At 71.1% G+C, this 26,605-nt stretch carries 22 protein-coding genes; 9 read left to right on the plus strand and 13 right to left on the minus strand.

Annotated features, from left to right (window positions below; translation table 11 throughout):
- Positions 1–52: 52 nt before the first annotated feature.
- Both helR and rox read right to left on the minus strand, forming a co-directional pair.
- Positions 53–2,209: an RNA polymerase recycling motor ATPase HelR gene (helR, locus tag AA23TX_RS18065; RefSeq protein WP_230862554.1), complete on the minus strand. Its 2,157-nt coding sequence runs from the start codon at positions 2,207–2,209 to the stop codon at positions 53–55.
- Between the two features lie 30 nt (positions 2,210–2,239).
- Positions 2,240–3,667, minus strand: a complete 1,428-nt coding sequence (rox, locus tag AA23TX_RS18070; RefSeq protein WP_155543667.1) for a rifampin monooxygenase — start codon at positions 3,665–3,667, stop codon at positions 2,240–2,242.
- A gap of 256 nt (positions 3,668–3,923) precedes the next feature.
- Here rox and AA23TX_RS50205 point away from each other — a divergent pair, with 256 nt between their 5' ends.
- Together AA23TX_RS50205 and AA23TX_RS18080 are read left to right on the plus strand one after the other, a co-directional pair.
- Positions 3,924–4,577, plus strand: a complete 654-nt coding sequence (locus AA23TX_RS50205) for a GNAT family N-acetyltransferase (RefSeq protein ID WP_230862555.1) — start codon at positions 3,924–3,926, stop codon at positions 4,575–4,577.
- On the plus strand, positions 4,510–5,019 hold the full coding sequence (locus AA23TX_RS18080; RefSeq protein WP_439328759.1) for a TetR/AcrR family transcriptional regulator: 510 nt from the start codon (positions 4,510–4,512) through the stop codon (positions 5,017–5,019). The genes AA23TX_RS50205 and AA23TX_RS18080 overlap by 68 nt, the downstream gene beginning before the upstream one ends.
- Here the strand turns inward: AA23TX_RS18080 and AA23TX_RS18085 are convergent.
- Entirely contained in the window at positions 5,016–6,146 is a 1,131-nt protein-coding gene (locus AA23TX_RS18085) for an epoxide hydrolase family protein (protein ID WP_155543669.1), read from the minus strand. The two genes, AA23TX_RS18080 and AA23TX_RS18085, sit on opposite strands and share 4 nt — an antisense overlap.
- A gap of 61 nt (positions 6,147–6,207) precedes the next feature.
- Between AA23TX_RS18085 and AA23TX_RS18090 the strand changes: the two genes are divergently transcribed.
- The gene (locus AA23TX_RS18090) at positions 6,208–7,131 is read left to right on the plus strand and encodes a helix-turn-helix transcriptional regulator (protein ID WP_155543670.1); all 924 of its coding nucleotides are present in this window, start codon (positions 6,208–6,210) and stop codon (positions 7,129–7,131) included.
- Here the strand turns inward: AA23TX_RS18090 and AA23TX_RS18095 are convergent.
- Genes AA23TX_RS18095 through AA23TX_RS18105 form a run of 3 tightly spaced genes read right to left on the minus strand, consistent with a single transcriptional unit; the run spans position 7,128 to position 9,401 of the window.
- The gene (locus AA23TX_RS18095; RefSeq protein WP_155543671.1) at positions 7,128–7,910 is read right to left on the minus strand and encodes an SDR family NAD(P)-dependent oxidoreductase; all 783 of its coding nucleotides are present in this window, start codon (positions 7,908–7,910) and stop codon (positions 7,128–7,130) included. The two genes, AA23TX_RS18090 and AA23TX_RS18095, sit on opposite strands and share 4 nt — an antisense overlap.
- A gap of 22 nt (positions 7,911–7,932) precedes the next feature.
- Positions 7,933–8,916 (minus strand): glutathione S-transferase family protein, encoded by a 984-nt coding sequence (locus tag AA23TX_RS18100; protein ID WP_155543672.1) that lies wholly within the window; start codon positions 8,914–8,916, stop codon positions 7,933–7,935.
- A gap of 8 nt (positions 8,917–8,924) precedes the next feature.
- Positions 8,925–9,401 (minus strand): MarR family winged helix-turn-helix transcriptional regulator, encoded by a 477-nt coding sequence (locus tag AA23TX_RS18105; RefSeq protein WP_155543673.1) that lies wholly within the window; start codon positions 9,399–9,401, stop codon positions 8,925–8,927.
- A gap of 104 nt (positions 9,402–9,505) precedes the next feature.
- Between AA23TX_RS18105 and AA23TX_RS18110 the strand changes: the two genes are divergently transcribed.
- Positions 9,506–10,063, plus strand: coding sequence for a YceI family protein (locus tag AA23TX_RS18110; RefSeq protein WP_155543674.1), 558 nt, complete (start codon positions 9,506–9,508; stop codon positions 10,061–10,063).
- Positions 10,064–10,084: 21 nt separating this feature from the next.
- Here the strand turns inward: AA23TX_RS18110 and AA23TX_RS18115 are convergent, their stop codons facing one another.
- A complete protein-coding gene (locus AA23TX_RS18115) occupies positions 10,085–10,690 on the minus strand; it encodes a TetR/AcrR family transcriptional regulator (protein ID WP_155543675.1) in 606 nt (201 codons plus the stop codon).
- A gap of 53 nt (positions 10,691–10,743) precedes the next feature.
- Between AA23TX_RS18115 and AA23TX_RS18120 the strand changes: the two genes are divergently transcribed.
- Positions 10,744–11,691 (plus strand): pentapeptide repeat-containing protein, encoded by a 948-nt coding sequence (locus AA23TX_RS18120; protein ID WP_155543676.1) that lies wholly within the window; start codon positions 10,744–10,746, stop codon positions 11,689–11,691.
- Between the two features lie 11 nt (positions 11,692–11,702).
- Here AA23TX_RS18120 and AA23TX_RS18125 read toward each other — a convergent pair whose 3' ends face one another.
- From AA23TX_RS18125 to AA23TX_RS18145, 5 genes are read right to left on the minus strand one after another with little or no spacing between them, the layout of a single operon-like run.
- Complete coding sequence (locus tag AA23TX_RS18125) at positions 11,703–13,706, minus strand: glycoside hydrolase family 31 protein (RefSeq protein ID WP_155543677.1); 2,004 nt, start codon at positions 13,704–13,706, stop codon at positions 11,703–11,705.
- Between the two features lie 9 nt (positions 13,707–13,715).
- Complete coding sequence (locus tag AA23TX_RS18130; RefSeq protein WP_155543678.1) at positions 13,716–14,519, minus strand: carbohydrate ABC transporter permease; 804 nt, start codon at positions 14,517–14,519, stop codon at positions 13,716–13,718.
- A complete protein-coding gene (locus AA23TX_RS18135) occupies positions 14,516–15,454 on the minus strand; it encodes a carbohydrate ABC transporter permease (RefSeq protein WP_155543679.1) in 939 nt (312 codons plus the stop codon). The genes AA23TX_RS18130 and AA23TX_RS18135 overlap by 4 nt, the downstream gene beginning before the upstream one ends.
- Positions 15,451–16,680: a sugar ABC transporter substrate-binding protein gene (locus AA23TX_RS18140; RefSeq protein WP_155543680.1), complete on the minus strand. Its 1,230-nt coding sequence runs from the start codon at positions 16,678–16,680 to the stop codon at positions 15,451–15,453. The genes AA23TX_RS18135 and AA23TX_RS18140 overlap by 4 nt, the downstream gene beginning before the upstream one ends.
- Before the next feature lie 34 nt (positions 16,681–16,714).
- Positions 16,715–17,722 (minus strand): LacI family DNA-binding transcriptional regulator, encoded by a 1,008-nt coding sequence (locus AA23TX_RS18145; protein ID WP_155543681.1) that lies wholly within the window; start codon positions 17,720–17,722, stop codon positions 16,715–16,717.
- Between the two features lie 348 nt (positions 17,723–18,070).
- Between AA23TX_RS18145 and AA23TX_RS18150 the strand changes: the two genes are divergently transcribed.
- Complete coding sequence (locus AA23TX_RS18150) at positions 18,071–20,989, plus strand: glycoside hydrolase family 3 protein (RefSeq protein ID WP_155543682.1); 2,919 nt, start codon at positions 18,071–18,073, stop codon at positions 20,987–20,989.
- Here AA23TX_RS18150 and AA23TX_RS18155 read toward each other — a convergent pair whose 3' ends face one another.
- A complete protein-coding gene (locus tag AA23TX_RS18155; protein ID WP_155543683.1) occupies positions 20,990–21,805 on the minus strand; it encodes an SAM-dependent methyltransferase in 816 nt (271 codons plus the stop codon).
- 114 nt (positions 21,806–21,919) lie between these two features.
- On the opposite strand from AA23TX_RS18155, the gene AA23TX_RS18160 reads away from it, so the two are divergent.
- From AA23TX_RS18160 to AA23TX_RS18170, 3 genes are all read left to right on the plus strand, one after another.
- The gene (locus tag AA23TX_RS18160; protein ID WP_155543684.1) at positions 21,920–23,248 is read left to right on the plus strand and encodes a cytochrome P450; all 1,329 of its coding nucleotides are present in this window, start codon (positions 21,920–21,922) and stop codon (positions 23,246–23,248) included.
- 72 nt (positions 23,249–23,320) lie between these two features.
- A complete protein-coding gene (locus AA23TX_RS18165; RefSeq protein WP_155543685.1) occupies positions 23,321–24,412 on the plus strand; it encodes an alpha/beta hydrolase in 1,092 nt (363 codons plus the stop codon).
- Positions 24,413–24,500: 88 nt separating this feature from the next.
- Entirely contained in the window at positions 24,501–26,603 is a 2,103-nt protein-coding gene (locus tag AA23TX_RS18170) for a putative bifunctional diguanylate cyclase/phosphodiesterase (RefSeq protein WP_155543686.1), read from the plus strand.
- The last annotated feature ends 2 nt before the right edge of the window (positions 26,604–26,605 follow it).

Below are 26,605 nucleotides of genomic sequence, written 5' to 3' on the forward strand. Positions count from 1 at the left end.
GGGGAGCGCGGGCGTCGGCAACGTACCCGCGCTCCCCACCGGCGAACCGCGCCTAGCTGCGGACGACCTCCGCGAGCCCGGTCAGCTCGGCCGGCAACGGGCCCTCGTGCAGGACGCCGAGCCGCTGCGTGGCGCGGGTGAGCGCCACGTAGAGGTCCGCCGCGCTGTCGGCGAGGATCGCCGCCGGCTCCACCACGAGGACGGCGTCGAACTCGAGTCCCTTCGTCTCCGCCGCCGGCACCGCGCCCGACACCCCGGGCGGCCCGATCACGATGCTGGTGCCTTCCTTCCCGGCCTCGTCCCGGACGAACTCCTCGATCGCCGCCGCCCTTTCGTCCTCGCCGACCTGCCTCGACCAAGGCAGGACGCCGCACGCGCGCACCGAGTCGGGCGGCTTGACGTCCGGCGCGAAGCCGGCCAGTACCGACGCCGCGACCGTCATGATCTCCGCCGGGGTGCGGTAGTTGACCGTCAGCGACCGGTAGGCCCAGCGGTCGGCGACGTACGGCGCCAGCATCGCGCCCCACTCCCGGGCCCCGGCCGCCGAGCGGCGCTGGGCGAGGTCGCCCACCACCGTGAACGACCGCCCGGGGCACCGCCGCATCAGCACCCGCCAGTCCATTTCGGACAGTTCCTGGGCCTCGTCGACGACGACGTGCCGGTAGGTCCAGTCCCGGTCCGCCGAGGCGCGCTCGACCAGCGTGCGCGTGTCGGCCTCGACGAACCTGTCCGCCAGGTCCTCGGCGTAGAGGAGGTTCTCGGCGGACAGCATGACGTCCTCGTCCATCTCCTCCCGGTCCAGCTTCATCGACTGGAAGACGCCCTCGGCGTACTCGGCTTCGGCCTTCCGCGCCCGCGCGGCCGCTTTCTCCGCCGCCTTCTCGGCCGTCTTGTCGCGGCCCAGCAGGTCGACCAGCTCGTCCAGCAGGGGCACGTCCGACACCGTCCACGCGTCACCCCGGGCCCGGAACAACCCCGAATCCGCCGGCGCGGACGAGTAGAACGACGAAAGCAGGGCTTCCGGCGTCAGGATCGGCCAGAGTTCGTCGAGCGTGGTGGTGAACCGCTCGTCGCCCGCGAGGTCCTCGATCAGCCCCTTCCGCATGCTTTCCCACTCGTCGCGGTCGTCCCGGTTCAGCCAGCCCTTGCCGATCCGGCCGAGCGCCCGCTCGGTGAGCACGTACGTGACGATCTCGGTGAACACCGCGCGCGCCTCGTTGTGCGGCAGCCCGCTGTCGCGCGCCTCCTGCCTCGCCCACTCCGCGGTCTCGGCGTCGATCCGCACGGTGACGTCCTTCAGCGCGATCGGCACCGGCTCGGCCGGCAGCCGCTGGCGGTCCGCGACGGCCGCCTTCAGCACGTCGAGGATCTTCAGCGACCCCTTGAGCCGCGCGGCTTCCGGGGTGTCCTCGGCGGTGACGTGCAGGCCGGGCACGAGGTCGCCGGTGGTCGTGAACACGACGTCGGTCTCGCCCAGCGAGGGCAGGACGCGCCCGATGTGGTCCAGGAACGCCGGGTTCGGCCCGACGACCAGCGCGCCGTGGCGTTCCATCCGCTCCCGCTGCGTGTACAGCAGGTATGCGACGCGGTGCAGCGCCACGACCGTCTTCCCGGTGCCCGGCCCGCCTTCGATGACCAGCACGCCGGGGTGGTCGAGCCGGATGATCTCGTCCTGCTCGGCCTGGATGGTCGCGACGATGTCGCGCATCCCCTCGCCGCGCGGCGCGTTGACGGCCGCGAGCAGCGCCGCGTCCCCCTGCGCGTCACCGCCCGGCCGCCCGAGGTCCTCGTCGGTGAACCCGAGCACCCGCCGCCCGCGCGTGTGGAACTGCCGCCGCCGGCGCATGTCCTCCGGGTGCGCGCCGGTGGCGGTGTAGAACGGGCGGGCCGCCGGCGCACGCCAGTCGAGCAGCACCGGCCGGTATTCGTCCTCCTCGTCGAACAGCCCGATCCGGCCGATGTAGGACCGCTCGCCCGAGACGGCGTCCAGCCGTCCGAAGCAGAGCCCGTTGTCGACGACGTCGAGCCGCTTCACCTGCCGGCCCAGCGAGCGCACGCCGACGTCCCGTTCCATGGCGCCCACCCCCTTGCCGCCGAGCGCCGCCTCGTACTCGCCCTTCACCCGCGCGCGCTCGGAGTCGAGCCGCGCGTACAGCTCGGCGACGTGGTCGCGTTCGGACCGCAGTTCTTCTTCGTACCCCTGAGACAAATTTCCCTCTTCGTTTCGGACGACGGCGTTTCAGGCGGTGGGCGCGCCGAACCACTTCCGCAGCGCGCCGGACAGGTCCGCGCCGTCTTCCCCGGCCCAGACGACGTGCCCGTCCGGGCGCAACAGCACCGCGGGCACGTCCAGCTCCTCACTGACGTCGACGACGTGGTCGACCCGGTCTTCCCAGCCCTCCGGCGAAAGCGAGCCGGTCTGGTCGAGCAGCAGGCCGCGCCCCGCGTGCAGCAGCCCGTAGAGGTGCCCCTGCTTGAGCTCGACGTCGCGCAGGCGCCGTCCGAGCAGGGGATGGCCCTCGCCGAAGTCGTAGCGGATCCCGATCGCGATGATCTTCTCGGTGAGGTACCGGTTGACCTCGTCGAACTCCATCAGCTCGGCGATGATCCGGCGCGCCGCCTGCGGCCCCGGTTCGAGCTGCATCAGCTCCATCTGCGCGCGGGTGTTGTTCAGCACGTCCTCGGCGACCGGGTGCCGCTCGGCCTCGTAGCTGTCCAGCAGCCCGTCCGGCGCCCAGCCGTCGACCGCGGCGGCGAGCTTCCAGCCCAGGTTGAACGCGTCCTGGACGCCGAGGTTGAGGCCCTGCCCGCCGGTCGGCGGGTGGACGTGCGCCGCGTCGCCCGCCAGGAAGACCCGGCCCACCCGGTAGTGCTCGGCCTGCCGGGTGGCGTCCCCGAACCGCGACAGCCAGCGCGGCGAGTGCACGCCGAAGTCGGTCCCGGCCGTCTTGCGCAGCTGCTCCTTGAGCTCGTCCAGCGTCGGCGCGGTCCGGCGGTCCTCGGCGACCCCTTCGGCCGGGACACCGACGCGGTAGGTCCCGCCTTCCACGGGCATGAAGCCGAACCGCTTCTGGGTCTTGCGGACCTCGATGTTGGCGGTGTCGATCTCCTCCCGCGAGACGCCCACCTCCACCTCGCCCAGCAGCGTCTCGATCCGGCTGGGCTCGCCGGGGAACCCGACGCCGAGCAGCTTGCGCACCGTGCTGCGGCCGCCGTCGCAGCCGACGAGGTAGCGCGCGCGTTCGGTCGTGCCGTCGGCCAGCTCGACCGTCACGCCGTCGTCGTCCTGCTCCAGGCCGGTCACCTCGGCACCGCGCCGGATTTCGGCGCCGGCTTCGATCGCGTGCTCGGTCAGCAGGCGGTCGATGACCGGCTGGTGGATGCCGAGCGTGTAGCCGTGCGCGGTGTCCAGCTTCTCCGGCGACGGTTTCGCGATTCCGGCGAAGAAACCCCCGACCGGGTACTTCGTGCCCAGTTCGAGGAACCGCTCCAGCAGCCCCCGCTGGTCCATCACCTCGATGCTGCGCGCGTGCAGGCCGAGCGCGCGGACGACCTTCGTCGGCTCCGCGTCCCGTTCCAGCACGAGCACGTCGACGCCGTGCAGCCGGAGTTCGGCCGCCAGCATCGCGCCGGTCGGCCCGCCGCCGGCGATGATCACGTCAGTCAAAAAGACCCCCTTGAAATCCCCGCGTTTGCGCAGGTTGTGGCTACGGCCGAGAATTGTGCGGCACTACGGGGGTCTTGCCGCAAGCCCAGGGGTGCGCTATACATTGATTACGGAGGGGAGTGGTTGTTCCTCCCGCCGGTTCCGGGACGTCTTCCCAGTTCATCGCTCGTGCGCATGGTCGCAGAATCGTGTCGTCCGGTCGAACTATGACGGCCGTCATAGTGTGGTTCGCGCCGCAGTATGTTGTCATGGAGTTATGACAGCTGTCATAGAAGTCCGGGAGCTGGGGGACCGCCCGGCGGACCGGGAGTGCGTGGCCGCGCTCGTCGCGGCGTGCTCGCCGGACAGCCTCCGGCGGCGCTTCATGATGGGCGGGCCGGCCGAGCCGGGCGAGGTCTTCCGGCGGTACGGCCGGTTCCTGCTCGCCGGGGCGCCCGCCCTGCTCGCCACTCGCGGCGGCCTTCCGGTGGGACTGCTCAACTTCGTCGCGGTGTCCCCGGGGGAGGCCGAGATCGGGATCCTCGTCGCCGATCCCTGGCAGCGGCAGGGGATCGGGAGCGCGCTGGCGCGGTGGCTCTGGGCTTCGGGGCGGTTCCCGGGCTGGACGGTGCGCGGCACCGTGTGGGCGGGCAACGCGGGTGCCGAAGCGCTGTTGCTGCGCCAGGGTTTCCGGCCGGTGCCGGCCTACGAACGCGGCGAGCGGGACTTCGCGCTGGTCGTGCCGGACTGGGCTACCATGACAGACGTCATGAAGGAGGCAGGCGATGACGAGGACGCCGCGCGAGCGGATGGTGCTCAGTGCCGCGCAGCTGGTGCGGATCCACGGAGTCGGGGCCACCGGCATGCGGGACGTGGTCGCGCACGCCGAAGCGCCGCGGGGGTCCCTGCAGCACTACTTCCCGGGCGGTAAGGACCAGCTGATCGCCGAAGCGGTCACGTGGGCCGGCGGCTACGCGGCCCGGCGCGTCGCGCGCGTCGCGGCGAAGATCGAGGATCCGACGCCGGGCAAGCTCTTCGCGGCGATGGCCGGGCAGTGGCGCGACGAGTTCACGGCGCAGGGCTACGACGCGGGCTGCCCACTGGTCGCGACGGTCGCCGACGTGGCGGCCACCAGCGACGATCTGCGGGAAGCGGTCGGCAAGGCGTTCGACGGCTGGCAGCGTCCGGTCGCGGCCACCCTCGAGGAGTACGGCGTGCCCGTGGCCCGCAGCGCGTCGCTGGCCGTGCTCATGCTGAGCGCCTTGGAGGGCGCGATCGTCCTGGCCCGGGCGCACCAGGACGTCGCACCCCTGGACACGGTGGTCGCGGAGCTGCGGCCGTTGCTCGACGGTGCCGTGTCCACTGTGGACTAGAGGTCGCGGAAGAACTCCCGGATGTCGGTGATGAGGGCTTCGGGTGCCTGCAGCGAGGCGAAGTGGCCGCCGGTGTCGTACTCCGTCCAGCGCGTGATGGTGTTCGACAGCGCGGCCAGGCCGCGGATCGCGTGGTCGCCGCGGAAGTTCGCCACCGCCGTCGGCACGCCCGACGGTTCCGGCCGTTCGCCCCAGCCGTCCTGGCCCGCCTCCAGGTAGAGGCGCGCGGCCGAGCCCGCGGTACCGGTGAGCCAGAAGGTCGTCACGTTCGTCAGGATCGCGTCGCGGTCCACCGGCGTCTGGTTCGTCGCGGTCGGGTCCCAGTCCACGAACCACTCCAGGTTCCACGCGAGCTGCCCGGCGGGGGAGTCGTTGAGCGCGTAGGCGAGCGTCTGCGGCCGGGTGGCCATCTGGGTGGCGTAGCCGGAATGGCCGTACCACCACGCTTCGTTCTCCCGCGCCCGCTTCGCGTCCTCTTCGGACAGTCGCTCGAGGTCGCCGGGCGCGGTCGGGACACCGGCGTTGGCGACGGCGTTGACGTGCACGCCGAGCACCGACTCGGGCGCCGTCCGGCCCAGCTCGGGCGAGACGATGCTGCCGAAGTCGCCGCCCTGGGCGCCGTAGCGCTCGTAGCCGAGCCGCCGCATCAGCTCGGCCCACGCCCGGGCCGTCCGGCGGGTGTTCCAGCCGCGGTCGTTCGTCGGCCCGGAGAAGGCGAAGCCGGGCACCGACGGCGCGACGACGTGGAACGCGTCCGCCGGGTCGCCACCGTGGGCGCGCGGGTCGGTGAGCGGGCCGAGGACGCCGAGGAAGTCGGCGACCGTGCTCGGCCAGCCGTGGGTCAGGATCAGCGGCGTCGCGTCCGGTTCGGGGGAGCGGACGTGCAGGAAGTGCACGCGCTGGCCGTCGATCGTGGTCGTGAACTGCGGGACCGCGTTGAGCCGCGCCTCCTGGGCGCGCCAGTCGAAGCCGGTTTGCCAGTACTCGACGAGTTCGCGCAGGTGAGGCTCGCTGACGCCGTAGTCCCAGCCGGCGCCGGGCAGCTCGCCCGGCCAGCGGGTGCGGGCGAGCCGGTGGTGCAGTTCGTCGAGGTCGGCCTGCGGCACGTCGATGCGGAAGGGATCCATGCGCTCAGCCTGGCGCGTGTGTAGGACAGTTTCGGTCCTAGACGTCTGGGAAGATCGGACCATGCGCGAAACCTCCGGCCGGCTGCTGCGGTTGCTGGCCCTGCTGCAGATGCACCGCGACTGGTCGGGCACGGAGCTGGCTTCACGGTTGGACGTCACGACCCGGACCGTGCGGCGGGACGTCGACCGCCTGCGCGAGCTGGGCTACCCGGTGCACGCGGTGCTGGGCCCGGTGGGTGGCTACCGCCTGGGCGCGGGCGCCGAGCTGCCGCCGCTGCTCCTGGACGACGACGAAGCCGTGGCGGTGACGATCGCCCTGCACACGTCCGGTTCGGGTGAGGCGTCGCTGCGGGCGTCGAGCAAGCTGTCGCGCGTGCTGCCGTCGCGGCTGCGGAACCGCGTCGCGGCGTTGGAGGCGAGCATGCTGGCCCTGCCGTCGCGCGGGCCGGTGGTGGACCCGGCGGTCTTGACGGCGGTGTCGGCGGCGATTCGCGCGGCGGAGACGCTGCGCTTCGACTACGTGGACCATGCCGGCAGCGTGTCCCGCCGCGCGGTGGAGCCCCATCGGCTGGTGTCGTGGGGCCGGCGCTGGTACCTGGTCGGCTGGGACACCGCCCGCGACGACTGGCGCACGTTCCGCGCGGACCGAGTGTCGTTGCGCACCCCGAACGGCCCGAGGTTCACCCACCGCGACCCGCCCGACGGCGACCTGACGGCTTACCTGACCCGGACGATGGGCCGCGAGATGTGGCCGTTGCGCTGCTCTCTCCGCGTCCACGCCCCGGCTTCGGAGGTGGCGGGGCGCGTCGAGGGAGAGGTGACGGCGATCGATGCGCGGACGTGCCGGCTGGAGCTGGCGTCCGATTCGTACGACATCGTGGCGTTCGTGGTGGGGATGCTGGATGTGGCGTTCGAGGTGGAGTCGCCACCGGAACTGGCCGAACGGCTTGGGGTGCTCTCCGCGAGGTATGCCGCCGCGACTTAGGTGTGCGTGCCGCCGTCGATGCGGATTTCCGTGCCCGTGATGAACCTGCCGTCGTCCGAGGCCAGCATCGCCACCACGCCCGCCACCGTCTCCGGGTCCGCCACCGGGTTGCCCACCTCGGTCGTGTGGTCCGTCGGGAGGATCGGGAGCAACCGCGCGAACAGCGACACGTCGATGTTCTGCGGCAGCCAGCTCAAAGCCGAGTCCGTGATGCCGCTCTTCACGCTGCCCGGGGCGATGCTCACCGCGCGCAGGCCCTGCTTGCTGTACTCCAGGGCCAGCGAATGCGTGAACGCCTGGATGCCGCCCTTGCTCGCGCAGTACGCCGCCATGTACGGGTGGGCGAACGACGCCGACGTCGAGCTGAAGTTGACCACCACGCCGTTCTCCGACTCGAGCAGCGACGGCAGGGCCGCCCGCGTCACCAGGAACGTGCCGGTCAGGTTGACCGCCAGCACCCGGTTCCACAGCTCCAGGGACGTCTCGTGCGTGTGCGACGCCAGCAGGATGCCCGCCGCGTTGACCACCACGTCGAGGCCGCCGAGCGCGTCGACCGCCGACCTCACCCCGAACGCCACCGACTCCTCGTCGGCCACGTCCATGACGTACGTCGTCAAGCCTCCGCGCGGCGCGGCTTTCTGGGTCTCGATCAGCCCCTCTTCGGAGACGTCGGTGCCGATGACCCACGCCCCCTCGTCCATCAGGCGGAAGGTGGTGGCCCGGCCGATGCCGGAGCCGGCACCGGTGACCAGGATCCGGCGATCGCGCAGGCGTTCCATGGCGATCACCGTAGCCCGGAACCTAGAGCGCGGGCACCCTTTCGGACTCCACGGGCGGGCCCGGCGGGGTGCCGTCGCCGAAGGGCCGGCCGCCCAGCTGCTCGCGGTCGTGCGGCGTCAGCCAGCCGGACACGTCCGGCCCCAGCGGCACGATCCCGCTCGGGTTCACGTTCTTGTGCACCACGTAGTAGTGCTCCTTGATCTGCGGGAAGTCGATCGTGTCGCCGAACCCGGGCGTCTGGAACAGATCGCGCGTGTACGCCCACAGCACCGGCAGCTCGGTGAGCTTCTGCCGGTTGCACTTGAAGTGGCCGTGGTAGACCGCGTCGAACCGGACGAGCGTGGTGAACAGCCGGACGTCGGCCTCCGTGATCGTGTCGCCGACCAGGTAACGCTGGTCCGCGAGCCGCTCCGACAGCCAGTCCAGGCGCGAGAACAGCTTGGTGTACGAGTGGTCGTACGCCTCCTGGGAACGGGCGAAACCGCACTGGTAGACCGCGTTGTTGACGTCGGTGAAGACCTTCTGCGCGACGTCGTCGATCTCGTCCCGCAGCTTCTCCGGGTACAGCTCGGGCGCGCCGGCGCGGTGGTACGCGGTCCACTCGGTGGACATGTCCAGCGTCATCTGCGCGAAGTCGTTCGTGACGACCTGGCCGCTCGGGACGTCGACGAACGCCGGCACGGTGATGCCGCGCGGGTAGTCCGGGTCGCGCTTGAAGAACGCCTCCTGCAGCCGCTCGATGCCGAGCACCGGGTCGCGCCCGTCCGGGTCGAGGTCGAAGCTCCAGCTCCGCTCGTCGTGCACCGGCCCGGCGATGCCCATGGACAGCACCGGCTCGAGGCCGAGCAGGCGCCGCACGATCACCGCGCGGTTGGCCCACGGGCAGGCACGGGCGACGATCAACCGGTAGCGGCCGGGCTCGACCGGCCAGCCGTCGCGGCCGTCGGCAGTGATGCGGTCCGGGATGTAGTTCAGATCCCGCTGGTACTCGCCCTTGTCGCTCATCGCGTCCTTCAGCAGTCGTCGGTCGGGGGAGCGGCGTCGAGCGCCGCGGCCAGCCGGGCCAGCACCGGCCCGGCCGTGCGGATGTCCTCGGCGCTCAGGTGGTCGAACACCGAAGCCCGCGCCCGGGCGAGGTGGCCCGGGTAGGCCGCCTCCAGTCTGGTCAATCCGGCGTCGGTCAGCACGGCGTTGGACGCGCGCCCGTCCTCGGCGCACTTGCGCTTCTCGACCAGGCCGCGGCGGGTGAGGTCGTCGACGACCCGGCTGATCCGGCTCAGCGACAGCCCGGTGGTCGCGGCCAGCGCCGAGATGCGGAGCAGGTGGTCCGGCGCTTCGGACAGCGCGACCAGCACGCCGTAGTCGGTGATCGCGAGGCCCGTCTCGGGGAGGAACTGGTCCTCGAGCGCCCGCGGCAGCGCGGTCGTGATGCGCATCAGCGACCGCCAGAACGGGGCTTCGTCGGGATCGAGCGCGTACGGTTCACCCATATCGGCGAGTCTAGCGAAAGCTTGCTTGCGCAACCAGTAAATGTGAGTACAGTGTTGTTGAACCCTCAATCACCTGGGGGACCACACGGAGGAGAGAAGCCAGCATGACCAGCGCGACCACCTACCCCCAGCTGACCGGTGAGTACACCCTGGACGCCGCCCACTCGCGGATCGGGTTCGTCGCCCGGCACGCCATGGTGACCAAGGTCCGCGGCAGCTTCAACGAGTTCACCGGAACCGCGACGATCGACGGTGACGCCCCGGAGAAGTCCTCCGCCCAGGTCACCATCCAGGCACACAGCATCGACACCCGCAACGCGGACCGCGACGGGCACCTGAAGAGCAACGACTTCCTGTCGATGGACGAGTACCCCACCATCACCTTCACCACGACCGAGATCAAGCAGACCGGCGACACGTCCTTCGACGTCACCGGCGACCTGACGATCAAGGACGTCACCCGTTCGGTCACGATTCCGTTCGAGTTCGAGGGCTCCGCCAAGGACCCGTTCGGCAACGACCGGATCGGCTTCGAGGGCTCGACCACGATCAGCCGCAAGGACTACGGCATCACCTGGAACGCCGCCCTCGAGACCGGCGGTGTCCTGGTCAGCGACAAGGTCACCCTCGAGTTCGAGATCTCGGCGATCAAGAACGCCTGATCCCGGGAGCGGGAACCGGGCTCAGCTCCGGTTCCCGCTCGCCCGCAGGTTTTCGATCCCGACGTCGAGCGCCGCTTCCAGGTGCTCGATGCCGCCGGTCGACAGCATCACCACCACGCCGCCCTGCAGTCCCGCCAGCAGGGCGGCCGCGGTGCGTCCGGAGTTCAGGCGCGGGCTCACCTCACCCGCGTCCTGCATCCGGCGGATACCCGCCTCGAGCTCGTCCTGCCAGGCGCGCAGCAGCTCGCTCACCACCGCCTGCGCTCCCGGCGTCGCGCGGCCGAGCTGGGAGATCAGGACGTTGAGCGGGCAGTACTGACCCCGCTCGCGGTAGTGCGAGACGACCGTGTCGCGCCAGCGCTTCCACGCCGCCCACGATGTCAGCTCGCCGAGCTGCGGCTGCTGGGCCGCCATCACCTGGCCGGCTTCGAACTGCGCCACCGCCAGCAGGAGCTCTTCCTTGCCGTCGGGGAAGTAGTGGAAGAGCTGGCTCTTGCTGGTGCGCGTCCGCGTCCGGACGTCGTCGAGCGTCGTGACGGCGACGCCGCGCTCGCGGATCTCCGCCGCGGCGCCTTCGATGATCCGCTGCCGCGTCGCGGCGCCCTTCGGGGTCAGCTTTGGACTCACAGGTCCACTTTAATCCGTTGTCGCGAAACGGGGCGAGACGGGACAATCCCGGCATGTCCACGGTCACGCCCTTCGCGGTCCTCGCGCTCATCGGTGCGGTGTCCGGCGCGGTCACGGCGTGGCTGATCCTCCGCCGGAGCCCGCCGGTCCAGGTGCTCACGCCGGCGGCGCCGCCGGAGCCCGAGGTCACCGCGCGGCTGCTGGCCGACGAGTACTCCGTCCGGCTGGCCGCGCTGGCCGACCTCGCCGGGCGGGCCGACGCCGACCCCGTGCGGCGCCAGGACTGCGTCGACGAGATCGCCGCCCAGCTCCGCTACCGCTGGCACGACCAGCCGGCGTGGCAGGCCGAGCTGTGGCGCCTCCTGCTCCCGCACCTGCGGCGGGACTCGCCGCGCTTCTGGCCCGGGATGTACCTGCGCGCCGAGCACGTCGTCCTGCACGACGTGGACCTGCGCGGGTGCGAGCTCCTCGACGTCGTGTTCCGCAGCGTGCGTTTCGTCGGCGACGCCCGCTTCGACGGGGTGGTCTTCACCGGCCTGGCGTGCTTCGAGGAGGCGTGCTTCGCCCGCCACGCCTGGTTCAGGGGCGCGCGGTTCGGCGTCGGCGCGGACTTCGAGAACGCGACCTTCACCGGAAGCGCGGAGTTCACGCGGGCGACCGCGGGCCGCGCGATGTGGTTCGACGAAGCCCGGTTTTCGGCCCGCACGGACTTCTCGGAGGTGGTGTTCGCCGACGACGTCTCGTTCGCGGGTGCCGGTTTCGCGGGACGCACGACGTTCCGCGGCGCACGGTTCGCGGCGGACGCCTTCTTCGGCGGCGCCCGGTTCGGCGGGCACGCCGACTTCACGGGAGCGACGGCCGACCGGTTCCGGTTCCCCCGCGCCCACGCCCGCACGGACGTGTACGCGGTCCGGCAGTGGCCGACGGGCTGGTCGCCCGGTCCGCCACGGCCGCTCAAGCCGGGCCTGTGGGCCGAGGTCGTGAGTGGGAAACAGGGTTAGAACGCTGTTTCTCACTCACGACCGGTGATCGGCACGTCAGCGTCGTCCCGCAGGAAGACCGGGATGCGGTCGGCCGGTGCCGGCGCCTCGATGGTGACTCCGCCTTCGTGGCGCGAGCCGGTCACCGCGTCCGTCCACACGGCTCCGGTGGGCAGGTACACGCGCCGTGCGGTCAGCCCGGGCGAGAGCACCGGCGCCACCAGCACATCCGGCCCCAGCAGGAACTCGTCGGTCACGTCCCACGCCGCCGCGTCCGCGGGGAAGTCGACGAACAGCGGCCGCATCGGGGGGACGCCCTGCTCGTGCGCCACCCGCATCTGGGCCATCAGGTACGGCCGCAGCCGCTCCCGCAGCCGCAGCGCCGCCGTGATCGCCGTCAGCGCATCCGGACCGTAGGACCAGGCTTCGTTGGGCCCGCCCGTCATCGAAGGGCCGAACGGCGGCCGCGGGTCGCGGAAGCCGTGCAGGCGGAACAGGGGGCAGAACACGCCGTACTGGAACCACCGGACCATCAGTTCCCGGTAGGCGGGCGACGACGGGTCGCCGCCGTGGAAGCCGCCGATGTCCGTGGTCCACCACGGGATCCCGGCCAGCGCCACGTTCAGCCCGGCCCGGACCTGCGTCCGCAGCGACGCCCACGTCGCCGGGACGTCACCCGACCACAACGCGGCCCCGAAGCGCTGGCTGCCCGCCCACGCCGAGCGGGACAGCAGCACCACCTCGTCGTCGCCCTCGGCGCGGATGCCGTCGTGGAACGTCTGCGCGTTCGCCTGCGGGTACAGGTTGAACACCTCCGCGCCCGGGCCGGCGTGGAAGCCGAGGTTGTGCGGGTGACCGGGCTGGATCTCCGGCTCGTCGCCGTCCAGCCACCACGCGCGCACGCCCAGGTCGTAGTAGTTCTCCTTGACCTTCGACCAGACGAACCGCCGCGCCGCCGGGTTGGTCGCGTCGTAGAACGCCACCGGCATCTCGACGTCGAACCCCTTGTCCTTCCACGGCGCGTGCGCCGGGACCCCGCTCTCGGCGGCGACCAGCAGCCCCCGCTCGTGCAGCTCGCGGTAGTTCGACGACAGCGGGCTGACCGACGGCCACACCGACACCATCAGCTTGACGCCCAGGTCGGCAAGCTCCCGCACCATCGCGGCCGGGTCGGGCCACTCCGCCGGGTCGAACTTCCAGTCGCCGAGGTGCGTCCAGTGGAAGAAGTCCGCCACGATCACCGAAAGCGGCAGCCCGCGCGCGTGGTACTCGCGCGCCACGGAAAGGAGCTCGTCCTGGGTCTGGTACCGCAGCTTCGACTGCCAGAACCCGGCTGCCCACTCCGGCAGCATCGGCGCGTACCCGGTCGCGTCGGCGTAGTGGCCGAGGATCTCCTTCGGTCCGTCGCCGGTGGTGACCCAGTAGTCGAGCTGACGGGCGTCGTCGGCGACCCAGCGGGTGCCGTTGGCCGCCAGCTCCACCCGGCCGACCGCCGGGTTGTTCCACAGGAACCCGTAGCCGCGGCTGGACAGCAGGAACGGTACCGACACCTCGGCGTTGCGCTGCACCAGGTCGAGTACGAGGCCCTTCTGGTCGAGCCGGCCGTGCGTGTGCTGGCCGAGGCCGTAGACCCGCTCGTCGTCGTAGGCGGTGAACCGCTGTTCGAGGCGGCCGTACCCGTTGCGCGACGGCATGAACAGCCGGGCGCCGGGCCACCAGAAGTGCGCGCGCTGCTCGGAAAGCAGCTCCTCGCCGGTGCCGGTCCGGACGAACCGCAGCTGCGCGTCGATCCCGGTGTCGGTGTCGGCGATCTCGACGATCGCGGTGAGCGGGCCGTTGACGACCTTGCCGATCCGCTCGTCGACCGACGCGGTGGCGGCCGACGGCTTCGCGGGCAGCAGCGCCCCCGGCACGTCGTCGAGGATGCGGTGCCGGCCGGCGCGTACGCGCAGGCTGCCCTCGCCCCAGGGTTCGACGCGCAGGACTTCGTGCCGCACGGTGACTTCGAGCGTGCGGCCGTCTTCGGACGTGATCACGCGGACTCCTTAGTCTTTGACGGCGCCGCTGGTCAGCCCGGCGACGACGTACCGCTGGGCCACGACGAGCAGGACGGCCGCGGGGACCGCGGCGAGGACGGCGGTGGCCATGATCCCGTTCCAGTCGGCGGACTGGTTGCCGACGAACCGGTAGATGCCCACGGTGATGGGCTCGAACGACTGCCCGGTGGTGAGGGTGACGGCGAAGAGGAAGTCCGCCCAGGCGAACAGGAACGAGAAAAGCCCGGCGGTGACGAGCGCGTTGCGGCTGACCGGGAGGATGATCGAGCGGAACGTCCGCCAGTGGCCGGCACCGTCCACTCGCGACGCTTCGGTGAGCTCCCGTGGCACGGAGATCATGAACGCCCGCAACAGGAGGATGGCGAACGGGATCGTCGCGGTCGAGTCGGCGAGCACCAGTCCGAGGTAGTTGTCGATCAGGCCGAGGTTGCCGAACACCGTGTAGAGCGCGTTCGCCATCACGATCCCGGGGATCATCTGCACGATGAGCAGCACGAACACCAGCACCGGCCCGCCACGGACCTTCAGCTGGGCCAGCGCGTACGACGCCGGCGCGGCGATCACCAGCGACACGAGCACGGTGCCGAGGGCGACGACGACGCTGGAGAGCAGGTGCGGCCCCTGGGAGGACAACGCTTTGCGATAACCGTCCAGGGTGCCGTCGACGGGCACGAACGCCGGGTCCGGGCGCAGCAGCGCGCCGCTGGGCTGCAGGGAGGCGTTGACCATCCAGTACAGCGGGAACAGCAGGACCGCGACGATCAGGACGCCGAACACCGTCCGGGCTTTCACGCCGCCGCCTCGGCCAGGGTCGCCTTCGCCGAGCGCAGGTACAGCAGCCCGAACGCCGTCGCCACCAGGATGAGGACGTTGCCGACGGCGGCGCCCTGCCCGAACGCGAAGTCCCCGAAGCTCAATCGGTAGGACCACGTCGTGAGCGTCTGGGTCGCGTTGGCCGGCCCGCCGCCGGTGACGACCATGATCACGTCGAACACCTTGATCGTGTAGACCAGCCCGAGCATGAGCACGATCCCGGTGACCGGCCGCAGCAGCGGCCAGGTGACGTGCCGGAACCGCTGCCACGGGCCCGCGCCGTCCAGCGACGCGGCTTCGTAGAGCGACGCGGGGATCGCGCGCAGCCCGCCGTGCAGGATCACCAGGTTGAACGGGATGCCGATCCAGATGTTGGTGAGGATCACCGCGGGCAGTGCCCAGCCGGTGCTGCTCAGCCACGGCACCGCGTCCAGGCCCACGAGCCGCAGGGCCGCGTTCAGCACGCCGTGGTCCTCGTCGAACATCCACCGCCAGACCGCACCGCTGACCACCAGCGGCAGCAACCAGGGCAGCAGGAGCAGCGACCGCAGCAGCGCGCTGCCGAGGAAGCGGCCGCTGAAGAAGACCGCGAGTGCGAGGCCGATGCCGAACTGGAAGACGAGCGAGCCGGCGGTGAACAGGACGGTGTTGACGACCGCCGTCGAGAAGAGCGGGTTGTCGAAGACGGCGGCGTAGTTGGCGAAGCCGACGAAGGGAGCTTCGCCGGTGTAAAACGACTTCACCGTGTAGTCCTGGGTGCTCATCACGACGTTCGCGGCGAGCGGGTAGCCGAAGAACACGACGATGTAGGCCAAAGCCGGAAGCAGGAACAGCCACGCGGAGAACCGGTTGTCCCGCCGGGGTTTCCGGCCGGCGCGGGGAGGTGCCGCGACGGCCGGGGCCACCAGCGTCACGAACCGCTCGCCTGCTGTGCGGCCTTCAACGCCTGGTCGGCGGGCTGCTTCCCGGTCAGGGCCGCCTGCAGCGCGTCGGCCAGCGCCTGGGACACCTTCGGGTACTTCTCGCCGAGTTCGGCGGTGCGGGAGCGGGCGGTGCCGACCTCGTCGACGAACGCCTGCATCGCCGGCTGCTCCGCGCCGAACTTGGTCGCGGCGGCCGTCTTCGACGGGATGTAGGCGTGGGCTTTGCTCCACTCGAGCATCGTCGGCTCGGAGAGGATGCAGGACAGCACCTTGCCGGCCGCCTGCTGGGCCGGGCCGCTGGTGACCGGCACGGTGCCGACCTCGCCGCCGAGCGCGACCACCGGCTTGGCGCCCGCCTGCGGCACCGGGATCGGCACGACGCCGTAGTGCAGGGATTTCTGCTCGTCGAGCCGGGCCAGGTTCCAGGACCCGTTGATCATCATCGCCGCGTTGCCGGCGACGAACTGGTCGGCGACGTCGTTCTGGTTCCACGTCACCACGGACTTCGACGCCGATCCGGCGTTCACCAGGTCCGTGACGAATTGAAGCGCTTTCACGGACTGCGCGGAGTCCAGCCGGGACAGTTCGGCGCCGTTGCTCCAGAAGAACGGGAGGAACTGCCAGGTGCCCTCTTCGGACGGGATCGCGGAGAAGGCGAGGCCGTACTTGCCGTCCTTGGTGAGCTTCGCCGCGGCGGCCTTCAGCTCGTCCCAGGTCTTCGGGGCCTCGACCCCCGCGGCGGTGAGGAGATCCTTGTTGTAGATCAGCGCGAGGCCGTTGACGCCGGGGGCGACGCCGTACACCTTGCTCTGGTAGGTCCCGGCCTTGACGATGCTCGGGTAGTAGCCGTCGGTGGTGATGCCGTAGCCGTCCAGCGGGGTCAGCGCGCCGGTCGCGGCGACCTGCTGCAGCGTCGGGTTGTCGGTGAACAGCAGGTCCGGCAGCGTCTTCGAACTGGCGCCCTGCAGGACCTTCGGCAGCATCTGCGCGGTCGGCACGGTCTGGCGCTGGATCTTGATCCCGGTCTGGGACGCGCAGGCGTCCAGGATCTTCTGCCACGCCGCGGAACCCTGCTCGTCGGCGTAGTAGTCGAGTTCGGTGATGGAGGTGGCGGGCGCGGCACCCGAGCCGGTGGACTGGGTGGCGGGGCTGGGGCTGCAGGCGGCCAGGAGCGCGGCGCTCGCGGCCAGGATCAGGGCGCGACGGGGTAGGGACATGGTGATCCTCCTTCGACGCTGGAGCAGAACCGGGTCAAGCTCGCGGCGCGGCGGTGCTGTCGCGCCGGGTGAGACGAGGTCCGAGGAGCCGGACCTCCGGAGTGGTGTGGCCGGCGAGGCGGCGCATGGTCATTTCGACGGCCTGGGCCCCGACCTCTTCGGCCGGGATGGCGACCGTCGTGAGCGCGACGGGGTGCTGCTCGGCCATGGTGTCCGGGCAGACGGCGACGACGGAGATGTCTTCGGGCACCCGCAGGCCGCGGTGGCGCAGGTCCGAAAGCAGCCCGGGGAGCACGGCTTCGTTGTGCACGACCAGGCCGGTCAGGTCCGGGTCGGCGGCGAGCAGGTCGTCGAGGCAGGCGCTCACGGCTTCGTAGGAGTGGGCGCACGGCCGGTTCGTCGCCCGGACGCCGTGGCTCTTCGCGGCGTCGTCGAACCCGCGCAGGAACCGCGTCGCGTAGCTCGTGCCGCGCCGGTAGACCGCGGGGGAGGGACCGATCAGCGCGACCGAGCGGTGGCCGAGCTCGGCCAGGTGCGCGACGCACGCCGAGCCGGCGGCGGTGAAGTCCAGGTCGACGCAGCTCAGGCCGGCCGGGTGGTCGGGCACGCCGATGAGCACCACCGGCAGGTCGAGCGCGATGAGCATCGGCACCCGCGGGTCGGCGGCTTCGACGTCCATCACCATCAGCGCGTCGGCGATCGCCGACGACGCCACCCGCTGCAGCGCGGCGGGGCCTTCGTCCTTGGTGAGCAGCAGCAGGTCGTGGTCGTGCGCGCGGGCCGCGGTGACCGCCGCGGCGACGAACTGCATGACCACGGCGACGTTGAGGTCCGTGCGCAGCGGCACGACCAGGGCGAGCACGTTCGTCTTGCTGCTGGCGAGCGCGCGGGCCCCGGCGTGCGGGTGGTACCCGAGCTTGCGGATACTCTCCTCGACCAACCGGCGGGTTTTCGGTGAGATCGAACGCTTGCCGCTGATCACGTACGACACCGTGCTGGGTGCCACGCCCGCCGCCGTGGCGACGTCGTTGATCGTGACCACGGGCGGCCTCCTGGGGACGTGACGGAGCGGAACTCTGTCGAAGCGCATCGACGATGGCACGAAGGTAAGGGACACCCGCTCGAAACACAAGCAGAATTCGCCGTCGGAAGATATTCGATTCGCATTCGACGACAAACGGTCGTGTCGAAACTGTCGAACGCGCCTGATAGGGGATCTTCCCGCAGCTCAAGGCGCAGTTCTGGAAGCCCGTCGGACTTCCTGGGCGCGCTCCCAGGAAGTCTTGACCTCGTGCTCACACGACTGTAATAGTCGTCCCCATCCTCACCTTCGACGCGAATGTTCCGCGCCGCACTGTCGAAACGATTCGACGAATCCGGGAGGCCGTCCGTGCGCCAGTCCCCGCTCCGCCGTGCCCTCGTCCCGGTGGTCGCCGCCACCCTCCTGCTGGCGCCCGCGCCGGCGCTCGCGGCACCGCCGATGCCGTTCCGCGACCCGGCGCTGCCCCTCGCCACGCGGATCGACGACCTGCTGTCCCGGCTGACCGCCGACGAGAAGATCTCGCTGCTGCACCAGTACGAACCCGCCATCCCGCGCCTGGGCATCGGCGTGTTCAAGACCGGCACCGAAGCGCTCCACGGCGTCGCCTGGTCCACCGACTACGACAACAACGGCGCGGTCGTCAAGGCCGACGGCACCGTGTTCCCGCAAGCCATCGGCTTGGCGTCGACGTGGGACCCGGCACTGGTGAAGGAGGTGGGCGCGGCCGTCGGGCAGGAGGCGCGTGGCTTCAACGCGCGCAACCCGACGCTGTGGGGGCTCAACCTGTGGGCGCCGGTGGTCAACCTGCTGCGCGACCCGCGGTGGGGCCGCAACGAGGAGAGCTACTCCGAGGACCCGTACCTCACAGGTGAGCTGGCGACGGCGTACGGCCGCGGGATCCAGGGCGACGACCCGAGGTACCTGCGGGCCGCGCCGACGTTGAAGCACTACCTCGCCTACAACAACGAGGTCAGCCGCGACACCAGCAACTCCTCCGTGCCGCCGAAGATCCTGCACGACTACGACGAGCAGGCGTTCAAGATCCCGCTCCAGGCCGGCGCGGCCAACGGCGTCATGCCGTCGTACAACCTGGTCAACGGGCGGCCGAACACCGTCAGCCCCGACCTCGGCGGCCTGCTGCGCAAGTGGGCGCCGCAGGACATCGCCGTCGTCAGCGACGCGGGCGCCCCGTCCAACCTCGTCAACTCGGAGAAGTACTACGCCACCAAGGCGGAAGCGGACGCAGCGGCCATCAAGGCCGGGCTCGACAGCTTCACCGACAACGACACGAACGGCTCGATCACCGTCGAGGCCGTGAAGGAAGCGCTGGCCCGCGGGCTGCTGACCATGGCCGACGTCGAGAAGGCCGACCGGCACCTGCTGTCGCTGCGCTTCCGGCTCGGCGAGTTCGACCCGCCGGGCCGCAACCCCTACGCGAAGATCACCCCGGCGGTCATCAACTCCCCGGAGCACCAGGCGCTCGCCCGCAAGGTGGCGGACGAGCAGGTCGTCCTGCTGCGCAACACCGCGAACGCGCTTCCGCTCGACCCGGCGAAGAAGAAGGTGGCTGTCGTCGGCCCGCTGTCCGACACGCTGTACGAAGACTGGTACAGCGGCGCGATGCCGTACCGCGTCACGCCGAAGCAGGGCATCGCGGAACGGCTCGGGACCTCGGTGGCGTCGTCCGAAGGCGTCGACCGGATCGCGCTCAAGGACCTCGCCACCGGTCGCTACCTGACCGCGCCCGCGTCGCCCGGCAAGGTGACCGCGGGCGGGACCACCGCGGGGACGGCGGAGTCCTTCGACGTCTACGACTGGGGCGCGGGCAAGAACACCCTGCGTGCCGCGGCGAACGGCAAGTTCCTCGGCTACTCCGGTGGCGCCCTGGTCAACGACGTCGACCAGCCGACCGGGTGGTTCGTGCAGCAGCAGCTCAAGCTCGACCCGCAGCCCGACGGCAGCTACGTGCTCGAGTACGCGGGCAACGAGGTCACCGAGCCGTGGTTCGGCCCGAACCGCTACGCCGTCGTCGGCGCCGACGGGGTCCTCACGATCTCCGCGCCCGACGCGGCCCACGCGACGAAGTTCGGCCGCGACGTGCTTCGCAGCGGCGTCTCCGACGCGGTCGCGGCGGCGCGGGGTGCGGACACGGCCGTCGTCGTGGTCGGCAGCATGCCGTTCATCAACGGCCGCGAGGCGAACGACCGGACGAGCACGTCGCCGGCACCGGCGCAACGGGCGCTGATCGAAGCCGTGCAGAAGGCGAACCCGCACACCGTCGTCGTGGTGGAGAACAGCTACCCGACGACCGGCTGGGACACGCTGTCCGTGCCGGGGATCGTGTGGACGAGCCACGCGGGACAGGAGACCGGGCACGCGGTCGCCGACGTCCTGTTCGGCGACCACGACCCGACCGGACGGCTCACGCAGACCTGGTACGCGTCCGACGCGGGGCTGCCGAGCATCCTGGACTACGACATCGCGAAGACCGGGATGACGTACCAGTACTACCGCGGGAAGCCGTTGTACCCCTTCGGGTACGGGCTGAGCTACACGAACTTCCGGTACGGCTCGGTGCACGCGGTCCGCGCCGGCTCTTCGGTCCAGGTAAGTGTGGACGTGACCAACACGGGCGCGCGGTCCGGGACCGACGTCGTCCAGCTGTATTCGAAGGCGGCCGGCGTGCAGCGGTTGCGGGACTTCACCCGCGTGACGCTCAAGCCGCACGAAACACGCTCGGTGAAGTTCTCCGTGCCGGTGGCGGACCTGGCGTCGTGGAACGCCTCGCTCGGCCGGTCCGCGGTCGAGCAGGGTACTTATGACTTCGCGGTGGGCCGCAACGCTTCCGACCTCTCCGCGGCGCAGCCGGTGTTCGTTCCGGGGGAGCGGATCCCGCCGCGCGACCTGAGCCGTACCACCCCGGCGCAGAACTTCGACGACTACTCGGGGACGACGCTGACCGACACGTCGAAGACCGCCGGGACATCGGTCGCGGCCACGGCCGGGAGCTGGCTGGCCTACCGGGACGTCGCGCTCTCCGGCCCGTCGCGGTTCGCGGCCTCGGTGTCCACAGTGGACTCGGCGCGCGTGACGGTCCGCCTGGACTCCCCGACCGGCCAGGTCTTGGGCACGGCGACGGTGTCGTCCACCGGGGATCGGTACGCGTACACGATGGTGACGGCCCCGCTGGCGAAGGCGACCGGCCGCCACGACGTGTACCTGACCTTCGACGGGCCGGTGAACCTGGCGGCGTTCTCCCTGCGGTGACTAGGGTTTCCGGCCGACCCCGGCGTACGGGAGCGCGTTGATCGCCGGGTCGTCGGACATGTCGCCGGCGCCTTCCGGCTTCCACATCGCGCAGCCGACCACGCCCGGCTCGACCATCTCGAAGCCGTCGAAGAAGGCGAGCACCTCGTCGTGCGTGCGGGGGACCGGCTGGTTCTGCTGGTCCTGGTTGCTCTTGTACACCTCGACCGCCTCGTCGAGGCGCCCCGCCTCGGAGTCCGCCGCGACGTGCGTCACGGCCAGGAAACTGCCCGGGGCCAGCCGGTCGCGGTAGTGGGACAGGATGCTCGCCGGGTCCCACGAGTCCGGCACGAAGTGCAGCAGCAGCAACATGAACACGCCGACCGGCCGGTCCAGGTCCAGCAGCTTGCCCGCACCGGCGAAGATGTCGTTGACGTCGCGCAGGTCGGCCTGCAGCACCAGGCAGTTTTCGTTGTCCTGCAGCAGCAGTTCGCTGTGCGCGACGGCCACCGGCTCGCGGTCGACGTACACCACGCGGCACGACGGGTCGGCCTGCTGGACGATCTCGTGCAGGTTGCCCACGGTCGGGATACCGGATCCGATGTCCAGGAACTGCCGGACGCCGGAGTCGACCATGAACTTGGCCGCGCGGCGCAGGAACGCGCGGTTGAGGCGGGCGGCGTCGCGCACGCCCGGCATGATCTTGAGGATCTGCTCCCCGAGCGCCCGGTCGGCGGCGAAGTTGTGGTCGCCGTCGAGCCAGAAGTCGTACACCCGCGCCGGGTTCGGCACCGTGGTGTCGATCTCCGGCGGTACCCAGCTCAGTTCCCCGGTCACGGGACCTCCCACCCTCGCTCAAGACGCCCGCTCGAGACGACGGATTGTAGCGCCATCGTCCGTTCGTGTGGACCCGCGCTCGGCGCGCACACCGTCCCGTTAGTGTGACGCGACATGACCGACGCGCGTCCCGTGCCCGGCCGCCTGCCCGTGCTCGGGCACACGGTGGCGCTGCTGCGCAACCCGTTGAAGCTCTTCACTTCCCTTCCGGCGCACGGAGATGTCGTCGAACTCCGCCTCGGTCCGTTGCCGGTGCACGTGGTCACGACCCCGGAACTGTCCTGGCGGGTGCTCGCCACCGACGCCGACAAGTTCGACAAGGGCCTGGTCTTCGACAAGATGCGCCCGCTCTTCGGCGACGGCTTGGCCACCTCGAACGGCGAGCTCAACCGCCGCCAGCGCCGCCTGGTGATGCCCGCCTTCGGCCGGACGCGGATCGAGGGGTACGCCGAGAACACCATGACGAAGCTGGCCGACGAGCTGGCGAGCTCGTGGCAGCCGGGCGAAGTCGTCCAGTTCGACCGGCGGATGCAAGACCTCGTGCTGACGATCGCCGGCCAGACGCTTTTCTCGACCGCGCTCGGCGACGAGGCACTGGCGGAACTCCAGCATTCGATTCCGATCATGCTGAAATACGTGCTGATCCGGGCTTTTTCTCCGAAATTCGTGGAGAAGCTGCCGATCCCGCCGAACCGGAAGTTCGACGCCGCGGCCGCGCGCCTGCGTGCCGTCATCGGCGAAACCGTGGTGGCCGCCCGGGAACAGGGAGCCGACCACGGCGACCTGCTGTCGATGCTGCTGCTGGCCCGCGACGAGGACACCGGCGAGGGCATGTCCGACCGGCAGGTGCACGACGAGGTCATCACGATCCTCACCACCGGCGCCGAGACCACCGCCGTCGCGCTGGCCTGGTTCTTCCACGAGCTCGGGCAGCACCCGGAGGTCGAACGGCGGTTCCACGCGGAGGTCGACCAGGTGCTCGGCGGCCGGCCCGCGCGGTTCGAGGACCTGCCGGACCTGGTGTACACGCACCAGATCGTCAACGAGATCGTGCGCCGCACCCCGCCGCTGATCCTCATGCGCCGCGCCCGCGAAGACGTCGAGCTCGGCGGCGTCACCATCCGGGCGGGCAGCGAGGTCGCGGTCAGCCAGCACACCCTGCACCGTGACCCGCGCTGGTTCCCCGATCCGGAGCGCTTCGACCCGGACCGCTGGACGCCCGGCGAATCCGCGGAACTGCCGAAGGGCGCGTACATCCCGTTCGGCGCGGGTGCGCGGCTGTGCCCGGGGCACGTGTTCGCGCCGACGGAGATCGGCGTCGTCGCCGCCACGATCGGGGCGCGCTGGCGGCTGGTTCCGGTGCCGGGCAAGAAGGTCCGCGCGCAACTGAAGGCCACCATGCAGCCGAACCGGCTGCCGATGACCGTGGTGCCGCGGACCTGACGGTACCCGGTCAGCTACCGGGTGTAGTGTTTCCGAGTTCGTTCACCTGTCCGAGCCAAGAGGGAGTGCGGCGTGAAGCTGCCCGTCAAGGTGACGTCAGCCTTGTTCGCCTGCGGAGTCCTGCTCGCTTCACTGACCGCCGCGATGCCCGCCGAGGCCGCCGCGATCTCGTGCACCGACACGGATCTGCCGGTCAGCGGCCCGGGCCTGCCGCCGCTGGTGCCGGGTGCACCGGCGACCGTGCACGGCCGGCTGTGCCTGCCCGCGGGTGAGGCGCCGGACACCGTCCAGCTGCTCGTGCACGGCGGGACGTACAACAGCGCGTACTGGGACCTGCCGTACCAGCCGGAGCGCTACTCCTACCAGCGCGACATGGCCACGCACGGCTACGCGACCTTCGCCGCCGACCAGCTCGGCGCCGGGCGCAGCAGCCGGCCGCTGAGCCTGCCGCTGTCGGTCTGGGCGGCGGCCGAATCGACGCACGAGGTGGTCGGGCACCTGCGCGCCGGGCACGTCGGCGGCGTGCGGTTCGCGAAGGTCGTCATCGTCGGGCACTCGGTCGGGTCCGGCGTGGTCGCGGTGGAGGCGTCGACCTACCGCGACGTCGACGGCGTGGTCCTCACCGGCATCACGCACCTGCCCGCGCTGCCGGTGCTGGCGATCGGCGCGGCGCTGGGCCTGCAGCCCGCGCTGCTCGACGGTCAGCTCGGCCGCCTCGGCAGCGACCCGCTGTACTTCACGACGAGGCCCGGTGCGCGGGCCGGGCTCTTCTACGCCGCGGGGGATTCCGACCCGGGCGTGATCGCCGCCGACGAGGCGACCAAGGACCAGGTTTCGGTGCCCGGCATGGGCACGGTCGCGCTGTTCGGGATCGTGTTGCCGGCGACGAAGGGAATTACCGTACCGGTTTTCCAAGTGGTGGGGGAAAAGGACGTTCTCTTTTGCGGCCTGCTCGCCCTGCGTGACTGTTCGGACGCGCGGGTGCTGCGCGCGCAGGAAGCGCCGTATTACGCCGACCCGTCGAACCTGTCGATGTACGTCCTGCCGGGTGCCGGTCATTCCGTTGCGTTGCACGAAAACGCGGCGGCTTACCGTGACGCCACCCGGTCGTGGTTGCGCGATCACCTGACGATCGCTCCGCAGGGTTATCACTCGATCGGATGAATGCCGTTTCGTGCACCGGACACAATTTCGCGCCAAGATATATCGGCTACCCGATCGGTGTGTTGACCGGACCCCAGGACAGGCTGAGGTGACTGCTCCTTATCCCCGCGGTGACGACCCGCGGAAGAAGCCGTCCGCCGAACGTGCGGCGAGACGGCTCGCCACCCTGGCGCGCAAGTGGGGCTACCTGGTCAGCACCACGGCCTACCTGCCGCACACGCCCGAGGAGATCGAGCGCGAGCTGGCGGTCCTGGTCGGCCGGCTGTTCGAAGCGGTCGCGAGCGACCCGCCGGAGCTCGGGGAAGCCGCGGCCGCCGGCGCGCGGCTCGTCGAGCTGCGGTGCGTCGGCTCGGACAGCCTGCGCCGCAGCCTGGAGGTGCTCGGCAAGGCCCTGCTGCGCGAGCCGGAGCTGCGCCGGGTCGACGGGCTGGCGGAGCGGGTCGTGCTGGTGCTCGGCGCGCTCAGCTCGGGCTACGGCGAGACGTTGCGCGAAGACATCCAGAAGCGCCAGGAAGGCCTGAGCCGGGCCCTGCTGAAGGTCGAGCAGGAGACCCGGCAGAAGCAGGTCATCACGCGCGCGCAGTTCGAAGAGGTGTTCGCCGGCTCGGCCAGCGGCATCGCGCTCACCGAGCTGGACGGGCGCGTGCTGCGCGCCAACGCGGCGCTCGCCAAGACGCTCCAGCGGACCCCGGCCGAAATCGCCGCGATGACCCTCTTCGACCTGGTTCACCCGGACGAAGTCGAGCAGCTGCGGGAGGCCTACGCGGAGCTGGTGGCCGGGCGGCTGCACCGGTTGCGCGTCGGCCGCCGGCTGGTCGGCCGGGACGGCGAGCCGATGTGGGCCACCTTCGCCGCGTCGGTGATCCGCGACGCGGTCGGGGCGCCCCGGCAGCTGATCACCCTCGTCGACGACGACACCGAGGTGTCGCTGCTGCAGCGGCGCCTGTCCCACCAGGCCCTGCACGACGTGCTGACCGCGTTGCCGAACCGGCAGTTCTTCAGCACCCGCCTGGAAAACCTGCTTCGTGAGGCCGACGCGTCGCGGGGCGTCACGCTCTTCCACCTCGACCTCGACGGCTTCTCGCAGATCACCGGCGGGCTCGGCCAGGAGCTGGGCGACAAGGTGCTGCGCGGGGTCGCCGGAAAGCTGAAGGCGGTGTTCGAGGACGAGAAGGCCCTCGTGGCGCGGCTCGGCGGCGACGAGTTCGGGGTGCTCGTCCAGAACACCGAGGGCACGCCGGGCGTCCTGACGCTCGTCCGCCGGATCACCCACGAGCTGGCGGAGCCGGACTACGTCGACGGCGACCACGGCGTCGCGGTGTCGGCCAGCATCGGCGTCGTGCATCGGCCGCCGCGCGACATCACCCCGGCCGAGCTGCTGCGCGCGTCGGACCTGACGCTGCGCCGCGTACAGCGGACCGGGGCCCAGTGGGGCCTGTTCGACCGCGAGCTGGACCGCCGCGACCGCCACGACTTCGGGCTCGCCGCGGCGATGGCGGGCGCCTGGGAGAACGGCGAGATCGAGGTCGGCTACCGGCCGCTGGTCGCCGCGGTGGACGGCTCGGTGCGGGGCGTCGAGGCGCGGCTGCGCTGGAACCACCCGGCCGAAGGCGTGCTGCCGCACGAGTCGTGCGTGCGGCTGGCGGGGGAGACGGGGCTGGCACTGCCGCTGGGCACGTGGCTCCTGCGCACGGCGGTCGAGCGGGTCGCGGCGGCCGGCGTCGGCGTGCCGCTGACGGTCGAGCTGACGGCGCACCAGGCCGCCGACCCGGAGCTGGTCGGCGAGATCCGCGCCGTGCTCGAGTCCACCGGCCTGGCGCCGGAGCGACTGAGACCCGGGTTCCCGTCGGCTACGCTGCCGGCGGACTCCGGCGACGCCGCCGACAACCTGAAGGTGCTGGCGGAAATCGGCGTGGCGGCGGAGATCCACGGCTTCGGCGACGTGACCTGCCTGACCGAGTTCCCGGCGCGCACGGTCCGCATGGCGCCCCGGCTCGTGGAGCGCCGGACGCACCCGCTGGTGGACCGGACGCTGACGGCACTGGTCGAGGCGGCCCACCTGGCCGGCGCGGAGGTCGCGGTGACCGGCATCGACCACGCGGACCAGCGCGACTGGTGGCGGGACCGGGGCGCGGACCGGCTGTCGGGACCGCTGTTCACGGAGGTTCCGGGCGGCTTGCCGGGCTGCTGAGT

Origin of the sequence: Amycolatopsis camponoti, from assembly GCF_902497555.1 — a bacterium.
Classification (GTDB): Bacteria; Actinomycetota; Actinomycetes; order Mycobacteriales; family Pseudonocardiaceae; genus Amycolatopsis; species Amycolatopsis camponoti.